Annotated in this window: 14 protein-coding genes and 1 pseudogene; 6 read left to right on the forward strand and 9 right to left on the reverse strand. The window is 67.9% G+C overall.

The annotated features are described in order from the left end of the window. Both rpoB and NYZ98_RS13710 read right to left on the reverse strand, forming a co-directional pair. Positions 1-3,116, reverse strand: a 3,116-nt coding sequence (gene rpoB / locus NYZ98_RS13705) for a DNA-directed RNA polymerase subunit beta (RefSeq protein ID WP_262843123.1), incomplete at its 3' end; no start/stop codon positions are given. 267 nt (positions 3,117-3,383) lie between these two features. Beyond that, complete coding sequence (locus NYZ98_RS13710) at positions 3,384-3,626, reverse strand: hypothetical protein (protein ID WP_262843124.1); 243 nt, start codon at positions 3,624-3,626, stop codon at positions 3,384-3,386. Between the two features lie 126 nt (positions 3,627-3,752). Here NYZ98_RS13710 and NYZ98_RS13715 point away from each other — a divergent pair, with 126 nt between their 5' ends. Then, positions 3,753-4,181 carry an NUDIX domain-containing protein gene (locus NYZ98_RS13715; RefSeq protein WP_262843125.1) on the forward strand — a complete coding sequence of 143 codons (429 nt, stop codon included), beginning with the start codon at positions 3,753-3,755 and terminating at the stop codon, positions 4,179-4,181. A gap of 152 nt (positions 4,182-4,333) precedes the next feature. Here NYZ98_RS13715 and NYZ98_RS13720 read toward each other — a convergent pair whose 3' ends face one another. After that, positions 4,334-5,047, reverse strand: a complete 714-nt coding sequence (locus NYZ98_RS13720) for a class I SAM-dependent methyltransferase (protein ID WP_262843126.1) — start codon at positions 5,045-5,047, stop codon at positions 4,334-4,336. Between the two features lie 115 nt (positions 5,048-5,162). On the opposite strand from NYZ98_RS13720, the gene NYZ98_RS13725 reads away from it, so the two are divergent. Then, positions 5,163-5,741, forward strand: a complete 579-nt coding sequence (locus NYZ98_RS13725; RefSeq protein WP_262843127.1) for a TetR/AcrR family transcriptional regulator — start codon at positions 5,163-5,165, stop codon at positions 5,739-5,741. A 263-nt stretch (positions 5,742-6,004) separates the two neighbouring features. Here NYZ98_RS13725 and NYZ98_RS13730 read toward each other — a convergent pair whose 3' ends face one another. Further along, positions 6,005-6,874, reverse strand: coding sequence for an SDR family oxidoreductase (locus NYZ98_RS13730; RefSeq protein WP_262843128.1), 870 nt, complete (start codon positions 6,872-6,874; stop codon positions 6,005-6,007). 337 nt (positions 6,875-7,211) lie between these two features. Between NYZ98_RS13730 and NYZ98_RS41700 the strand changes: the two are divergent. From NYZ98_RS41700 to NYZ98_RS13755, 3 genes and pseudogenes are all read left to right on the forward strand, one after another. Further along, positions 7,212-8,649: pseudogene (locus tag NYZ98_RS41700) on the forward strand (DUF4158 domain-containing protein); the annotation flags it as partial. 73 nt (positions 8,650-8,722) lie between these two features. After that, positions 8,723-8,992: a hypothetical protein gene (locus NYZ98_RS13750; protein WP_262843132.1), complete on the forward strand. Its 270-nt coding sequence runs from the start codon at positions 8,723-8,725 to the stop codon at positions 8,990-8,992. Positions 8,993-9,183: 191 nt separating this feature from the next. Further along, the gene (locus tag NYZ98_RS13755) at positions 9,184-10,350 is read left to right on the forward strand and encodes an alpha-hydroxy-acid oxidizing protein (RefSeq protein ID WP_262843133.1); all 1,167 of its coding nucleotides are present in this window, start codon (positions 9,184-9,186) and stop codon (positions 10,348-10,350) included. A 29-nt stretch (positions 10,351-10,379) separates the two neighbouring features. On the opposite strand, the gene NYZ98_RS13760 is transcribed toward NYZ98_RS13755, so the two are convergent. From NYZ98_RS13760 to NYZ98_RS13780, 5 genes are all read right to left on the reverse strand, one after another. Further along, the gene (locus NYZ98_RS13760; RefSeq protein ID WP_262843134.1) at positions 10,380-12,083 is read right to left on the reverse strand and encodes an alpha-keto acid decarboxylase family protein; all 1,704 of its coding nucleotides are present in this window, start codon (positions 12,081-12,083) and stop codon (positions 10,380-10,382) included. A 623-nt stretch (positions 12,084-12,706) separates the two neighbouring features. Next, positions 12,707-13,147 carry a type 1 glutamine amidotransferase family protein gene (locus NYZ98_RS13765; protein WP_262843135.1) on the reverse strand — a complete coding sequence of 147 codons (441 nt, stop codon included), beginning with the start codon at positions 13,145-13,147 and terminating at the stop codon, positions 12,707-12,709. Positions 13,148-13,364: 217 nt separating this feature from the next. Then, positions 13,365-13,568 carry a hypothetical protein gene (locus tag NYZ98_RS13770; protein WP_262843136.1) on the reverse strand — a complete coding sequence of 68 codons (204 nt, stop codon included), beginning with the start codon at positions 13,566-13,568 and terminating at the stop codon, positions 13,365-13,367. 335 nt (positions 13,569-13,903) lie between these two features. Continuing rightward, positions 13,904-14,533: a sensor histidine kinase gene (locus NYZ98_RS13775; protein ID WP_262843137.1), complete on the reverse strand. Its 630-nt coding sequence runs from the start codon at positions 14,531-14,533 to the stop codon at positions 13,904-13,906. 45 nt (positions 14,534-14,578) lie between these two features. After that, positions 14,579-14,908 carry a hypothetical protein gene (locus NYZ98_RS13780; protein ID WP_262843138.1) on the reverse strand — a complete coding sequence of 110 codons (330 nt, stop codon included), beginning with the start codon at positions 14,906-14,908 and terminating at the stop codon, positions 14,579-14,581. Positions 14,909-15,493: 585 nt separating this feature from the next. Between NYZ98_RS13780 and NYZ98_RS13785 the strand changes: the two genes are divergently transcribed. Then, complete coding sequence (locus tag NYZ98_RS13785) at positions 15,494-16,309, forward strand: glycerophosphodiester phosphodiesterase (protein ID WP_262843139.1); 816 nt, start codon at positions 15,494-15,496, stop codon at positions 16,307-16,309. Positions 16,310-16,506: the final 197 nt, after the last annotated feature.

Raw genomic sequence — 16,506 nt, forward strand, 5'->3', positions numbered from 1 at the left:
TTACCGCCGAGCGGCTGCTGGGTGATCATGGAGTACGGGCCGGTCGACCGGGCGTGGATCTTGTCGTCGACCAGGTGGAGCAACTTCAGGATGTACATGTAGCCGACCGCGATGGGATAGGGGAACGGCTCGCCGGAGCGGCCGTCGAACAGCAGGGCTTTGCCGCTGCTCTGCACGAGGCGGTCACCGTCGCGGTTGGGGACGGTGCTGCCGAGCAGCCCGACGATCTCTTCCTGGTGGGCGCCGTCGAAGACCGGGGTGGCCATGTTGGTGCGCGGCGCGATCTTGTCGAAGCCCTTGTCGCGGAGCCGCTCTGCCCATGCCTCCTGCATGCCGGTGATGTCCCAGCCTCTGGCGGCGATCCACCCGAGGTGGGTCTCCAGCACCTGGCCGACGTTCATGCGGCCGGGCACGCCCAGGGGGTTGAGGATGATGTCCACCGGGGTGCCGTCCTCGAGGAACGGCATGTCCTCCACCGGGAGGATCTTGGAGATGACGCCCTTGTTGCCGTGGCGCCCCGCCAGCTTGTCCCCGTCGGTGATCTTGCGCTTCTGGGCCACGTACACGCGCACCAGCTCGTTGACGCCCGGGGGGAGCTCGTCGCCCTCCTCGCGGGAGAAGACCCGCACGCCGATGACCTTGCCCCGCTCGCCGTGCGGCACCTTCAGCGAGGTGTCACGCACTTCGCGGGCCTTCTCACCGAAGATCGCGCGCAGCAGGCGCTCCTCGGGGGTCAGCTCGGTCTCGCCCTTCGGGGTGACCTTGCCGACCAGGATGTCGCCGGGCACGACCTCGGCGCCGATGCGGATGATCCCGCGGTCGTCCAGGTCGGCCAGGACCTCCTCGGAGACGTTCGGGATGTCCCGGGTGATCTCCTCAGGGCCCAGCTTGGTGTCACGCGCGTCGACCTCGTGCTCCTCGATGTGGATCGAGGAGAGCACGTCGTCCTGCACCAGACGCTGGGACAGGATGATCGCGTCCTCGTAGTTGTGCCCCTCCCACGGCATGAACGCCACGAGCAGGTTCTTGCCCAGCGCCATCTCGCCCTTGTCGGTGCACGGGCCGTCGGCGATCACCTGACCGGCCTCCACCCGGTCGCCTTCGGCGACGATGGGCTTCTGGTTGAACGAGGTGCCCTGGTTGGAGCGCTTGAACTTCGCCACGCGGTAGGTCGTCCGCGTGCCGTCGTCGTTCATGACGGTGATGTAGTCGGCCGAGACCTCCTCGACCACGCCGGCCTTCTCCGCGCCGATCATGTCACCGGTGTCGGTCGCGGCCCGGTACTCCATGCCGGTGCCGACCAGCGGGGCCTCGCTCTTGAGCAGCGGCACCGACTGGCGCATCATGTTGGAGCCCATGAGCGCGCGGTTGGCGTCGTCGTGCTCCAGGAACGGGATCATCGCGGTCGCCACCGACACCATCTGGCGGGGCGACACGTCGATGTAGTCGACCTCCTCGGCCCGCAGCAGCTCGGTCTCGCCGCCCTTGGTGCGGACCAGGACGCGCGCCTCGGCGAACGTGCCGTCGGGGTTGACCGCCGAGTTGGCCTGCGCCTTGACGAAGCGGTCCTCCTCGTCGGCGGTGAGGTAGTCGATCTGGTCGGTCACCTTCCCGTCGACGACCTTGTGGTACGGCGTCTCGATGAAACCGAAGGCGTTCAGCCGGGCGTAGGAGGCCAGCGAGCCGATCAGGCCGATGTTCGGGCCTTCCGGCGTCTCGATCGGGCACATCCGGCCGTAGTGGGACGGGTGCACGTCGCGGACCTCGAAGCCGGCCCGCTCACGGGACAGACCGCCCGGGCCCAGCGCGGACAGACGCCGCTTGTGCGTCAGGCCGTCCAGCGGGTTGGTCTGGTTCATGAACTGCGACAGCTGGGAGGTGCCGAAGAACTCCTTCATGGACGCCACGACCGGGCGGATGTTGATCAGGGTCTGCGGCGTGATCGCCTCGACGTCCTGGGTGGTCATCCGCTCGCGGACCACGCGCTCCATGCGGGCCAGGCCCAGGCGCACCTGGTTCTGGATGAGCTCGCCCACGCTGCGCAGCCGGCGGTTGCCGAAGTGGTCGATGTCGTCGGTCTCCACGACGATCTCACCGTTGGGCCCCGGCATCGAGGTCTCGGCGGCGTGCAGCCGCACGATGTACTCGATGGTGGCGACGATGTCCTCTTCGGTCAGCGTCCCCTGGTTGATCTCGGCGTCGACACCGAGCTTCTTATTGATCTTGTAGCGGCCGACCTTGGCCAGGTCGTAGCGCTTGTGGTTGAAGTACAGGTTCTCCAGCAGCGTCTGGGCCGACTCCTTGGTCGGAGGCTCACCCGGGCGCAGCTTGCGGTAGATGTCCAGCAACGCGTCATCCTGGCCGGAGGTGTGATCCTTCTCCAGGGTGGCGCGCATCGACTCGTACTGGCCGAAACGCTCGAGGATCTGCTCGCTGGTCCAGCCCAGCGCCTTGAGCAGGACCGTGACGGCCTGCTTGCGCTTGCGGTCGATGCGCACACCGACGCTGTCCCGCTTGTCGATCTCGAACTCCAGCCAGGCGCCCCGGGAAGGGATCACCCGGCAGCCGAACAGGTCCTTGTCGGAGGTCTTGTCGACCGACCGGTCGAAGTAGACTCCGGGCGACCGGACGAGCTGCGAGACGACGACGCGCTCGGTGCCGTTGATGATGAAGGTGCCTTTGTGCGTCATGAGCGGGAAGTCGCCCATGAACACGGTCTGGCTCTTGATCTCGCCGGTCGCGTTGTTGATGAACTCCGCCGTGACGAACATCGGGGCGGAGAAGGTCATGTCCTTGTCCTTGCATTCGTCCACCGAGTACTTGGGCGGCTCGAAGCGGTGGTCGCGGAACGACAGGGACATGGTCCCGGAGAAGTCCTCGATGGGACTGAGCTCTTCGAAGATCTCTTCAAGGCCCGACTGGGCCGGAACGTCCTTGCGCCCGGCCTGGCGAGCGGCCTCTACCCGGGCCTTCCACTTCTCGTTGCCGAGCAGCCAGTCGAACGACTCGGTCTGCAGGGCGAGAAGATCGGGAACCTCGAGCGGCTCCTGGATGCGCGAGAAGGAGACACGATGGGGACCAGCGGGTACTGCGGAGGCGTTGCGCGAGGCTGCCAACAGATGTCCTTCCGGAGGGCACGGATGGAATCGAACTGCGCGCACACCAAACGCCCCGGCGGAATCCAGGGCGTCGAAAAGCAGCGCGAGGCAGTAGCATAGCGCAAATTAGAAACGTATGTCCAAAATTATTATGAGTGTCAACCTCATTGCCGGTTTTCATGATGTCACAGCCTGGCGGGACTCGTCAACTCCGCTGTCGCGGGCGGGGTTATTCGATTGCGGGCCTGGCACGGGTATGCGAGTTTTGGCGGGCCGCGACGGCGATCACGCCGGGCGGGGGGAACCGGCGATCGGGGGACGGGCATGACGGTGGCCGATCCGACGGGAGACCAGGTCAGCGGGCCTGGCGGGCCTGTTGGGCCTGGCGACGGGCAGCGGACCGGGCGGGGCCAGGGCACCTACGGTCGGGACACTTACGGTCATGACGTTCACGGCCAGGATGTCGAAGGTGACGGCGTTCACGGTGACGGCGTTCACGGTGACGGCGTTCACGGTGACGGCGTTCACGGTGACGCGCTGGTCGCCACGCTCGCGCGTTACCGCCCCCGTACCCCCCTGGAAGCCGCCGACCTCGCGCGGATCCGCGCCCTGGCCGCCGGGCGGGACCCCTGGAGCCGTGCCACCCCCCTGCACGTGACCGCGTCCGCGCTGATCGTCCACCCGCCCACCCGCCGGGTGCTGCTGCGCTGGCACCCGCGCCAGCAGGGGTGGCACCAGATCGGCGGGCACGCCGACCCGGGCGAGACCGACCCGATGGCCGTCGTCCTCCGCGAGGGCCGGGAGGAGACCGGGCTGCCGGACCTCCGGCCCTGGCCCGACGACTCGCTGGTGCACGTCGTCACTGTCTCGGTGGTCGCCGGCTCGGGCGAGCCCGCCCACGAGCACGCCGACCTGCGTTACGTCCTGGCGACCGGTACGCCGCAGGACATCCGGCCGGAGAACCCGGAGGCGCGGCTGCGGTGGCTGCCCGCCGAGGAGGCGCCATGGGCCGTCACCGAGGACAACGTCCGCGAGACCCTCGCCCGCACCGCCCGCCTCCTCGACCTGCACACGACCCCCTGACCGCTTCCCCCTGACCGCTGACTCCCTGCACCCGACCCCTTGCCCGCGACCCCCTGACCACCGACCCCTGACCGCCGACCCCCTGACCGCCGGGTCCTCGGGCGCCGGGTCCTCGGGCGCCGGACCCCGGAGGGGTTCCGGCGGCGGCCACGTCAGCGGTCCGCTCCGGGCCGTGTCGCCCGCAGGTGGTACAGGACGGGACCCAGCGGGGCGGTGTCGCCCAGGACGAACCCCGCGTCTTGGAGCAGGGTGGTGAAGCGGTCGCGCAGGTCGTCACGCATCGCCGGGCCGGTGAGGCGGCCGGCGAGATAGGCGGCCAGGCGGCCCGACGGCGGGCGGAACTCGGCGATCAGCAGCCGGCCGCCGGGGCGCAGGACCCGGTACATCTCCCCGATCGCAGCGGGCAGGGCCGGCGCGGGCATGTGGTGCAGGGACACGCTGGCCACCACGGCGTCGAAGCGCGCGTCGGGGAAGTCCATCGCCTGGCCCTGGCCGATCACGTAGTCGCAGGCGCCCGGGGCGCGGCGGCGGGCGTGGGCGATCATCGCGGGGGAGGGGTCGAGCCCGGTGACCTGGCCACCGGGGTTCACCAGGGGCGCGATCAGGCGGGTGAGGTAGCCGGTGCCGCAGCCGACGTCCAGCACCCGCTCGCCGGGCCGGGCGCCGCTGAGCGCGGCAAGGCGGGTGAACAGGGCACGGCGGTGACCGGCGAAGGCCACGTTGACCAGGATCTCGTAGACGCGCGGGTGGTCGATCGTGGCGCCGACCCCGCCGACCCCGACCCCGGCCTCAACCCCGGCTCCGGCCTCGGCCTCGGCGTCGTCTGAGCGGGAGTGGGAGTGGCGCAGCAGCTTGTCCAGGCCCATGGTGGGATTCCCTCCGGTCGAACAGATTGTTCGTTTACGTATGCTCTGTTCAGACGGAGCCGAGGGTCAACGAGCAGATCGGCCTGGTCGTGCCGTACCGAACAGGAGGGGCCGGATGTCCGGGAACGGGGATCGGCGCGTGCGGCGCAGCCGGCGGGCCGTCCAGCAGGCGCTCATCGAGCTGATCCTGGAGAGGGGGTACGACCGGGTGAGCGTCACCGAGATCATCGACCGGGCCGACGTGGGCCGCTCCACCTTCTACGCGCACTTCACCGGCAAGCAGGCCGTGCTGGCCGCCAACCTGGACGATCTGTCGGACACGCTGCGCCACGGCCCCGGCGGGGCACCGCTGGACTTCAGCCTGCCGATGCTGGAGCACATCGCCGGGCAGCGCCGGCTGGTGCGGGCGCTGCTGGGACGGCGCGGGGGCGCGGTGGTGATGGCCCAGGCGGAGCGGACCCTGGCCGAGATCGTCCGCGCGGAACTGCTGGCGGCGCTGCCCGCGGGTGCGCCGCCGCCCGGCGGACTGGAGGTGGCGGTGATGTGCGTCGTGGGCGCTTTCATGACCATGCTCCGCACCTGGGTCGAAGGCGACCTGACCGCCACCCCGGCCGAACTCGACACGGCGTTCCGCGCCCTGCTGCTCCCAGGCCTCACCACATTCCTGCGACAACCGGCACCGGACCACGCATAGGGGCCCTCCCGCGCGAAGGGACCATGGCGGGGGTCCTTGGTCGGCCGGTCGGACGGGTTCGGTGGTGGAAGTAGTCGACCGGCGGTTTCGGTGGGTTCAGGGGCGGAAGACGCCGGGTGGTCGGCCGCCGGTCCGATGGTTCGGGGGCGGAAGTCGCCGGGATGGTCGGTCGGCCGGTTCGGGGGCGGATACCAGCGGGATGGTCGGTCGGGCGGTCCGGTGGGTTCGGGGGCGGTACCAGCGGGATGGTCGGTCCGATGGGTTCAGGGGTGGAAGTCGGGCGCGTGGTCGTGGGCCCATTGGGCGAAGGTGCGGGCGGGTTGGCCGGTGACCTGCTCGGATGTCGGCATCGGCCCCAGGTCGCGGGGATTCCACGCGGTCTGCTCCTCAAGGTCGGGTTCGCCGCCCGAGTAGTCCTCGGCGCCGGTGAGGAACCCGGCGTTCAGCGCGGCGAAGCCACCCTGCCGCAGGTAGAGTTCCCGCGCGCGCTCGGGGGTGATCTCCTCCAGGCGGATCTCGCCGCCGATGGCCGAGGCGATGGCGCCCACCTGCTCGCGGTGGCTGATCAGCTCGGGGCCGTTCAAGGTGTAGGCGCGTCCGGCGTGCCCGTCGTGCAGCAAAGCGGTGGCGGCGACGTCGGCGATGTCCGCCTCGTGGACGGGGTACCAGGCGGTGTCGGGGAACGGGTCGCGCACCACGCGCTCGGCGCGGATGGACGGTCCCCACAGCCACAGCTTGTTCAGCGCGAACTCGCCCGGGCGCACGTGCGTCCACTCCATCCCCGACTCCTGCGCGGCCAGCTCCACGGGAAGGTGGAACGCGGTGTCGGCACCCATGGTGACCGCCCCCGACGACAGCACCACGGCGCGCCGCACGCCCGCGCGGCGCGCCAGGCGGGTCACCTCGCGCGCGGTCTCGGCGACCGGGAACAGGTAGACGCTGTCGACGCCCTCGAAGGCGGCCGGCAGCGTCGCGGGGTCGGTGAGGTCGCCCTGGACCACCTCCACGCCGCCCGGGAAGCTCGCGCGGCCGGGTGCGCGGGTCAGCGCCCTGACCCGCGCGCCCGCCTCGACCAGGCGGGCGACCACCAGGCGGCCCACGTTCCCGGTCGCCCCCGTCACCAGAATCGTCATGGCGTCCCCCTTTCCGCCCTGTCCCGGGCGGCCTTGTCGATGTCCTACTGCGTGGAGCGGCTCTAGAATCTCCCGGGCCCCATATAAGCACATTTGATTACCAAAATGGTACACCGATGTCTCATCAGCCATTGGCGCTGACTCGGGGTGTCGGTAAGACTCGTGCAACCAGGTACACGCGATTGAGCTCGCCCAGCGCAGCGGCGGTGCTCAGATGGCGGTGAGGGATCTTTCCCGATCGTCGGGCATCGGTGATCGTAGGCGGCCAGTATGTGATCCGAATTCGTGGGGTATGCGGCGGCTGGGCTGCCCGCTTCGTGAGAGAGCCGGATACCGCGTGGTGCGTGTGCTGGAAGAGGACGAACTCGGTGGGAACTGGACGCTGGTCGGGGAGGAGTTGGATCAGCTGTCAGGTCGGCGGGGCGCGACGAAGCTGGGGTTCGCGCTGATGCTGCGCTTTTACGCGGTGCATGGCCGGTTCCCGGCGGGCCGTGCGGAGATCCCCGATCAGGTTGTCGCCTACGTGGCGCGGTTGGTGGACGTGCCCTCCTCCGAGCTGGGTCTGTATGAGTGGGACGGCCGGACGATCAAGGCGCACCGCGGGGACGTCCGGAGGTATTTCGGGTTCCGGGAGTGCTCGCTCGCGGATGCCGACTGGCTGGCCGTCAAGGTGTGCGGCAAGGAGCGGCAGGTGGACCGCGTTCGCGCCGAACTGCTGGCGTACTTGCGGGAGGAGCGGATCGAGCCGCCGGCTCGCGATCGGATCCGGCGGATCATCGGGACGGCGCTGCGGCAGGCCGAGCAGTCGCAGACCGCCCACATCTCCAGCCGGCTCCCGGCCGAGGCGATCCCGCGGCTGCTGGCCCTGATCGGCAAGAGCGCCGACCCGGGCGGGGATGCCGAATCGGAGGCCGAGGATGACGGGGTGCTGTTCGGCGTCGCGGAGGCGGCGGGGGGGTGGATGTGTTCGCGGTGATCCGGGAAGAGCCGGGCAACGTGAGCGTGAAGACGATCGAGCGGGAGGTGTTCAAGCTGGCCGCGATCCGCGCGGTCGGCCTTCCTGATGACTTGCTCGCCGAGGTCGCGCCGAAGGTGCTGGCGGCCTTGCGGGCCCGGTCGCTGCCGAGGCCCCGTCCCACCTGCGGTCCCACCCGCACGACATCAAGGTGACCCTGCTCGCCGCCTACTTGCACTGCCGGGCCCGTGAGATCACCGACACCCTGGTCGGTCTGCTCATCTCCACCGTGCACCGGATCAACGCCCGCGCCGACACCAAGGTCACCAGCGACTTCGTGGCGGAGCTGAAACGGGTGTCGGGCAAGGAGAACATCCTGTTCAAGATGACCGAGGCCGCGTTGGAGTCTCCCGAGTCGCGGGTGGAGGACGTGATCTACCCTGCGGTGCCGGGCGGCTACACGACGCTGGTCTCGCTGCTGCACGAGTTCAAGGCGAAGGGCACCTCCTACCGGCAGCACAAGCAGCGGGTGTTCAAGGCCTCCTACACCAACCACTACCGGACGGGGCTGAACCAGATCCTGGAGGTGCTGGAGTTCGGCTCGACGAACACCGTGCACGGCAGCGCATTCTGCGCACCGTGTACGAGTGCGGGGTGTTCCAGACCCTGCGGGAGAAGCTGCGATGCAAGGAGATCTGGGTGGTGGGCGCCGACCGATGACGCAACGACGCCCTAGGCGGCAGGGGCCTGGCCTGGCTGAAGATCGCCGAACGCCGGAACGCGGGCGCGATCCGGCTCCAGCCCGCTGGACGCCGCACCCGGCGCAGAACCACCAGCCTGCCCTTCGACGCCGTACGACACGCCCTGACCAGCAGCCGCGCCCGAACCCCCGCGTGGGCGGAGGCGGCCGCACCTACCTCGTGGAAGGCGCGCAGCTCAACAGGGAGAAGCTGACGGAGAACATCGAGCGGTCGATCATGATGGTGACCGCGCTGAGCCCCATGATCGGCTACGACCGGGCCGCCCGAATCGCCCACCGCGCACTGGACGAGAACCTCACCCTCCAACAGGCCGCACTGAAGTCGGGCATCACCGAATCACTCTTCGACCGGATAATCGACCCCGAGCGCCTAACCCACCCCGACACAGCCAACGGTCACTAGAGCGGCAACGCCCAGCTCACTTCCACGGGCGTCATGGGAACTTTGCACCAAATTGGAGAAACGCGAGAGGATCCTTGCCCTGACCACCGCTGACCAATCAGGAACGCAGGGAAGGCATAGGGAAGGTGCCCGGCCCTGTCGGCATCGATCTCGATTCACCCGAAACCGGCCCGTCGTGATTGGCGCACAATATGCCAGCGTATCAGTACGGCGATTTCCAAAATGAGATCTACAGCGCTGGGATCAATGGGATCGTCCCAAAATATCCCTTCGATTACGTGAGTCTGGAAAGGGCGGGTTCGGAGGTTCTTCCGTGGTGGGTCCTTTCGTATGTCGCGGGAGGGGCCGGCGATGAGCAGACCCAGCGTGCCAATGTAGCGGCGTTCAGGAAATACGGGATTGTGCCTCGCATGCTCAACGGGGCCTATGAGAGGGATCTCTCCATCTCGCTTTTCGGCATCGACCTGCCGACACCGCTCTTCATGTGCCCTATTGGCGTGATCGGGCTATGCGCCCTTGATTTCCACGGCGATGTCCAGATCGCCAAGGCGGCGGCACTGACCGGCGTGCCAATGGTGGCGTCCACGTTGATGATGGATCCGATGGAGGAGGTCGCCTCTCACTTCGGCGACACACCAGGGTTTTTCCAGCTGTACACCCCGCGCGACCGCGACCTCGCGGCCAGCTTCGTCGCACGCGCCGAACGATCGGGGTTCAAGGCGATCGTCATCACGCTGGACACGTGGACGACCGGATGGCGGCCTCGCGACCTGAACACCGGCAACCTTCCCGAACTGCGCGGTTACTGTCTGGAAAACTACTTCACGGACGACATCTTCCTGCGCCGGCTGGACAGGTCGCCGAAGGAGGACCTGAACGCCGCCAGGCTGGAGTGGCTGAAGATCTGGGGTAACTCGCTGCAATGGGAGGACCTTGACTGGCTGCGCTCCCTGACGAAGCTTCCCCTCCTGCTCAAGGGAATCTGCCATCCCGACGATGTCCGGCGCGCACGGGATCACGGGATCGACGGCATCTACTGTTCCAACCACGGCGGACGCCAGGCCAACGGCGGACTTCCCGCGCTCGACGTACTTCCCGAGGTGGTCGAGGCGGCAGGAGACATGCCCGTCCTTTTCGACTCCGGCATCCGTAGCGGATCAGACGCGGCCAAGGCCATCGCCATGGGAGCAACGGCAGTCGGGATAGGCCGGCCCTACGCGTATGCTCTCGCCGTCGGCGGGACCGACGGCGTGGTGCACTATCTCCGCTCGGCCCTCGCCGAACTCGACCTGCTGATGGCCATCGACGGCTTTCCGACCCTCCGCGATCTGGCCGCCGCGGAGGTCCGCGCGGTCTGACGTCAATCCGGCAGACTCTGGGCCGAGCATCACCCCTGTTGCGGCGGGCGCGAATTGGCATGGGCCACTCTCGCTCCCCATTTGAGCAGCTGGCGACTGCAGTCGTCGTGCTGAATCTGGCATTCGATCAGTATCGGACCACCATGGTGGTTGCGGGCTCTTTCGATCGCGGAGGCCAACTCCTCCGCCGTTGTCGCCTTAAGGCCCAGGCCATGGCCGTCCTCCGCATTCCAGGCGGGGATGAGGCCCGCGTAGTCCCAGTTCTTGATGTAGTTGTACGGGCCGTCGTGGATCTCGGACTCGACAACGTATCCCCGGTTGTTGACGAGGAAGACAAGCGTCTCCTGGCCGTGCCGGATGATGTTGGCCACCTCCTGGGCGGTCAATTGGAAGGAGCCGTCGCCGATGACGGAGATCAGTCGCCTGCCGGGTTCCAGCCCCATCGCGTAGCCGAAGGTCGCCGGGACGGCCCAGCCGATGGATCCCCATTGCATCTCGATCTCGAATCGCGCGCCGTCGGGCAGGTGGGTGTACATCCCGTTGAACCAGGAGTCGCCGGTTTCCACGAGCAAGGTCGTCTTCGCGTCGATTTCCTGCTCGATCTGCCGCCACAGCTCGGCCCGGGTCAGCGCGGCCCCGGGGTTGGAGGAGGCGGGGGGCCGAGTCTCGCCGACCGGCTTTCCCATGAGGCGTCGATACTGCTCCAGGGTCGCGTTTTTCGGGCTCACTTTCCTGGCCACGGCAGAAAGGAAGTCGGCCAGCGCGACATTGGTGCATTCGGCGTCCGGGAACCGCACATGGCCCGGTTGCGCGTCGATCAGGTGCTCGGGTGGCGGCAGGGCCGTCCAGCCCGCAGTCGTGTAGTCGGTGAACATCGGTCCTGCGGCCAGGATCGTGTCCGCCCAGTCGACGATGGGCTCGCAGCCGGGGGTGCTCACCCCGCCCCAGTAGATGCCGATGTACTGCGGATGTTCCTCGGGAAAAAACCCCTTGGCGTTCGGCATGACCGCCACCGCGCAGCCCAGGGCTTCGGCGAGTTCACGGAAAGCGTCGATCGCGCCGAAGGCGCGCAGGTGGACGCCCGCCAGGAGAAGCGGCTTCTTCGCCTCGGCGAGAAGAACGGTCGCCCGTTTGACGGCCGCGTCCAGAGCAGAGGAGCCGCTGGACCGCTGAAAGATCACGGTCTCGAACGGCCCCGGTGCGAGACAGGGCGCGTCGGAGAGATTGCACGCGATCTCGATGTACGCCGGCTTACGCTCGTGCAGCGCGGTGCCGATCGCATGGTCGATCATGGATGGCGCATTGTCGGCGTGCAGAACGCGAACGGCCGCACAGGTGACATGCCTGAACATCTCATACTGATACGAGAAGTCGTGAGTGCCAATCGTATGATGAAGGACATGATTGGCAGCCGGGTCGTTGGTGTTGTGCCCGGATGACACGAGGATCACCGGCAATCTTTCGGCATAGGCCCCGGCCAAACCATTGAGCGCAGAGAATGCCCCCACGTTGAACGTGGTGATCAGGGCACCACATCCATTGGCCCTCGCATATCCATCCGCCGCATACGCGGCGTTAAGTTCGTTGCAGCAGCCGATTTGCTCGATGTTCCTATTCGACAGGAGCTCATCGAGCAGGACCAGGTTGTAGTCCCCCGGGACCATGAAGTAGTGTTTTAGTCCAATTTGCTCCAATCTCGTCGCGAGATAGTTTCCCACCGTGAAGGCACCCATGGTTACCTCTTCTTTCCCTTGAACGCGTGGCGCAACAGGGATGCGGCCCGGAGGAACCAAAGGCAATATTACGCAATGAATTGGACTCTTCACCCGACGATAACTGAAGTTCGCCGTGAGTTTAGCGAAATCTGGTGGATGTAGCGCCGCGTTTGCAGTGGCCCAGGACGAAATTTCGGAATTTTTGCGAACAGCGCGTCAACGCGTGTGCCGGAACGATGAGCGCACACTTTCCCAGTTCCAGCGACTGATCGCCTTCGCAGTGACTTCCCGTGGCTTGCCCTTGGTCACCCGTGGCAGCGAGTCCTGCCTCGATCACTCAAGCTCGGGCATTCACGCCCTAAGGTGAGGAGATCTCCACCCAGGCGCCGAACCGGCCGAAAGTACGGTCTGGTCCGCCGTCAAGTCTCCTTTCGACCGATCCGGCATGGAAACCGGGGCCGCAGGATGAGGCCTCATGCCACCTGAAACGCTCCCCGCAACGCCGGAAACCGTCGGATCAGGGCGCGCCGTCTACCGCAAGCTCACCGAGGAAGTCGCCGAGGCCAACCGCATCGCCACCGCCCGCCGCCAGCGCCCCGCCCGCGCCTACGGCAGCGAGCCGGACCCTTCTTCTACGGACACTATGGATGACCGTAGAACTGACGTCGGTGAGCAGGGCCAGGGCGATGACCTACGGACATCGGGGGCCGTAGGACCTCCTGCTTCTCACCCACCGGCGCCGCATACTCGACCGCGGCCCGGGCGGCCTTCTCATGCCGCAAGGGATCGAGCGGCAGACGCTCCAGCAGCGTGTCGTCGGCCACGACATCACGCGTCCTGATACCGCTCCCCATCAGGACCACGTCGGCTTCGGCAACGAACTCCAGCGGCCGCTGACAGCGCACCTCCACGCCGTTCATCGACGTCACCTCGGGTGTCGGCGAGGTGATGTACGCGCTCACGTCCTGACCTTGGGCGCGAGCGCGATTGATCAGGCCGGAGGCGATGAAGCTGTCCAGCTCGTTGAATCCGTCATAGTGACGACCGCTATCTGCAAGGCCACTCCCACGCAGCTGTGCCACCCCGGATCTGCAGGGCACCCATCCGACACTCTGTAGATCATGGGCCAGCTTGGTGACAGCCGACCGCCGCAGGCAGCCGGTCCGACCGACGTGCTCAATGGGGAGCCCTCGCCTGACCGGCGGATCTTTCGGCACGAGTCGCTTCTTCACGCCGCGTCGGCGGGCCGGCAAAGTTCTATCCGACCTGGACGGTCTCGAACGTCACGTCATCGTCGGCCTACGTGAAAACGCTGAAGATCACCTTCACGCCCGCCGCTTCTGGTGCCACCATCGGGTCGGGGGGGACCTGGTTGACGGCAACGGTAATAACAGGTGGCATGGGGTGCGGAGCGTTGGACCAGTGTCTTCCGCCGGTATCACCAAGACTTTCAGCTTCAACCGCACCGTGAATTTCGGTGGCAACGGCAAGCAGCCGTGACATATCGGTGATCTTCGTATCACCGGCCCGGCTTCCACGCGTTACTCAGCGATTCGTCGCCGGATCGACCTATGGCCAATTCAACAGCACGACTCAAAACGAATGATGCCGCCGAACCGAGCGACCGCCCCGGCCCTCTAGGAAGATGGCCGGGGCGCCACGGCACCAGAGAACGCGAAAGTCTTGCCTGCGGGGACTCCACGGTTTTCGGCTCTGGCACGAATGCGGTGGTGGCGGTGCGTGGGCGATCAGGGCGGGATCCCCACGCCAGCACGCACCGATGTCCAGGTAACCCGCGCGTATCGCGCGTGCGGCAGGTCGCGTCTGGGAGTAGTCGATCACTCTGGGCTTCGGAGTCGGATCGAGTGCCGCAAGACCCAGGCGCGCTCGCTTCGTTGGCAGCGGTCCTGCTCCATTAAGCGCAGCGCCGTCCCGGTGGCGGCCAGAAGCTCGGCCAGAGTGTGGGCGCCGGTCGCTTGCTGGGCGGCCAGGATGAGGTGCGCGGCGGCTTCGGCGTCCTCCACCGGGTCGGCATGCAGATAGCTCTGGCTACCCGCGGCGTAGTCCTGCTGGTAGAGACCGGCTTGGGGGAACAGCTGCGGAGCCAGGTGGTGGAGGCGGTAGCGGCACACGCCCGGCGCTGCTGTGGCGATCTGGTCGGGGAGCAGGTCGGCCTGCACATCGACGGTGACCGGCACGAATACGCCACCGGTCAGCGCCATCAACGCAGGGCCGAGACCATCATCGAGGCTGCTGGGGCGCAGGCCGTGGGCGATCTGGCGTAGCTCGTCGATGGCGGTGCCCAGCTCGGTGACCGACTGGTCGAGCAGCCCGTTGACATCGAGGGTCGCGTCGTGGAGGTGGCGCTGCGCCAACCGTAATGCCATGCCCAGCGACACCAGCCGTTGCTGCGCGCCGTCGTGCAGGTCGCGTTCGAGCCGGCGGCGTTCGGCGTAGCCGGCGTGCAAGAGCCGCTCCCGGCTCGATTCGACGTCCCGCAGGGCCCGGTTCAGTTAGATGCGCAGCCGCACCACCTCGACCAGCAGCGCGGCCGCGGCCGCGACCTCGCGCAGCAGCTCGCGTGAACCCACCGTGCCGCGCATGATGGCGCCGATGTCGTGCCCGCCCAGCCACACCGGCGCGCAGGAGGCGGCACCCGGGTCAAGCGCCGTGCCGTTGGCGTCGACCAGACCCGCCTCACCGGCCTGGCCTGGCAGCCGGTAGCCGACCCGCAACGCCGGGTCGCGTAACGCTTCCCGCAGAGCCGACTCCAGCTGTTTCCGGGCGGGCCGTACCCGCGTGGGTGCGCCGCTGTAGGTCCTCGATCGCGGTGAGCGCGGCACGCCGGGCGGGGTAGAGCCGGCGGTCGACCCGCCGTTGCACCCGACCGCGCAGCGGGGTCAGCGCTGCGGCGCACACCGCGGTGGCCGCGGCCGCCGCCACCGGCGAGGATCCCCCCCCGCGCCCAGACCCACAACGAACGACGCGACCGTGTAGAAGCCGAGCAGAGCGGCCGTGACCCATTCGGCGAGGTCTACACCGGCGTCGTGGCGCGCCGCCCCGGACGGCTGCCGGTATCCGGCCTGTGGGTTTTCCATCACGTGTTGGCCGCACTGCGAGATGCCGCACACGAATCAACGCCGACGCTGAGTCTTCCCGGGAGGGCCGGCCGTCGACAGCCCCTCGGTAGCCGGGGCCGGAGCTGCCGGATTCCGCGAGTTTGGCGGGCTCGGCGAGTCTTACCCGGAGCCGGTATCGGTTTTCCGTGCCCCTCTCCCACGTCGGGCCATAGCGGCACGCGCGGCGCAGCGGTGCCGAGGCGACTGCTCACCTGCCGGGCATCGGCGGACCACTCCCCAGTCAGCCGGATGTCATGAAGGCGAGTCAGATTCGGGGTCGCAGGACATTCTCCGACTTCGAGGAGACCCATGTTTCGACGACTCGGCATCGCTGTCATGACCGCGCTGGCGGTGCTGGCGGCGGTCGTTCCCCCGGCCGCCGCGAAGCCGCCGGCCCCCACCACGGTCGCCCACCGCGGGGCGTCGGCGTACGCGCCGGAGAACACCGTCGCGGCCTTCGAGCTGGCGGACAAGCAGGGCGCCGACATGTTCGAGCTCGATGTCCAGGAGACCAAGGACCACGAGCTGGTCCTGATGCACGACACGACACTGGCCCGCACCACCAACGCCGAGAGGCTGTTCCCCGGCCTGGCGCCCTGGAGGGTCGGCGACCTCACCCTCGCGCAGATCCGCAGGCTGGACGCGGGCTCGTGGTTTGACGCGAAGTACAAGGGCGAGCCGGTGCCCACGCTCGGAGAGACCCTGCGCGCGATGAGCGCGAGCCGGCTCGGCCTGCTGCTGGAGATCAAGGCGCCGGGGCTCTACCGGGGCATCGAGACCCGCGTCGCCGACGAGCTGCGACGTCACCCCTCATGGCTGGCGCCCAGTCGGCTCGTCGTGCAGTCGTTCGACTGGAACTCGATGCGCACGTTCCACCGGGTCATGCCCGGCGTCCCGATCGGCCTGATCGGCACGCCCGCGATCGCCGACCTCCCGAGACTCGCGAGGTTCGCCGACCAGATCAACCCGCCCTACAACGAGCTCACCCCCGAGTACGTCAGGCGCGTCCACCGCCACCGCATGGAGGTCTTCACCTGGACCGTGGACGATCCGGCGATGATGCGGCGCGTGACCTCCTACCGGGTGGACGGCATCATCACCAACAAACCCGACCTGACGCCCTGAGGGGGCGGACCACCCACCTGGCTCCTCGTGACGACGAGCCCTCCGGCCGGGACTCCCCGGCCCCCCGGCCACGGGACGCCGCCCGGCGCAAGGGCCGAGGAGATGTCTCCCGGTGTTCACCCCGGTCAGGTGATGGCGGTGGCCGCCCCGTTGGAAGCATGAGGCCGCGAGACAGGAAACCACGACACTGGAGCACG

The organism is Sphaerisporangium corydalis (assembly GCF_025506355.1).
GTDB lineage: Bacteria > Actinomycetota > Actinomycetes > Streptosporangiales > Streptosporangiaceae > Sphaerisporangium > Sphaerisporangium corydalis.

Coding starts and splice junctions, on each gene's coding strand:
- NYZ98_RS13785 (WP_262843139.1), top strand. CDS start 15,494: ATGTTTCGACGACTCGGCATCGCTGTCATGACCGCGCTGGCGGTGCTG.
- NYZ98_RS13770 (WP_262843136.1), bottom strand. CDS start 13,568: ATGTCACGGCTGCTTGCCGTTGCCACCGAAATTCACGGTGCGGTTGAA.
- NYZ98_RS13725 (WP_262843127.1), top strand. CDS start 5,163: ATGTCCGGGAACGGGGATCGGCGCGTGCGGCGCAGCCGGCGGGCCGTC.
- NYZ98_RS13755 (WP_262843133.1), top strand. CDS start 9,184: ATGCCAGCGTATCAGTACGGCGATTTCCAAAATGAGATCTACAGCGCT.
- NYZ98_RS13720 (WP_262843126.1), bottom strand. CDS start 5,047: ATGGGCCTGGACAAGCTGCTGCGCCACTCCCACTCCCGCTCAGACGAC.
- NYZ98_RS13730 (WP_262843128.1), bottom strand. CDS start 6,874: ATGACGATTCTGGTGACGGGGGCGACCGGGAACGTGGGCCGCCTGGTG.
- NYZ98_RS13760 (WP_262843134.1), bottom strand. CDS start 12,083: ATGGGTGCCTTCACGGTGGGAAACTATCTCGCGACGAGATTGGAGCAA.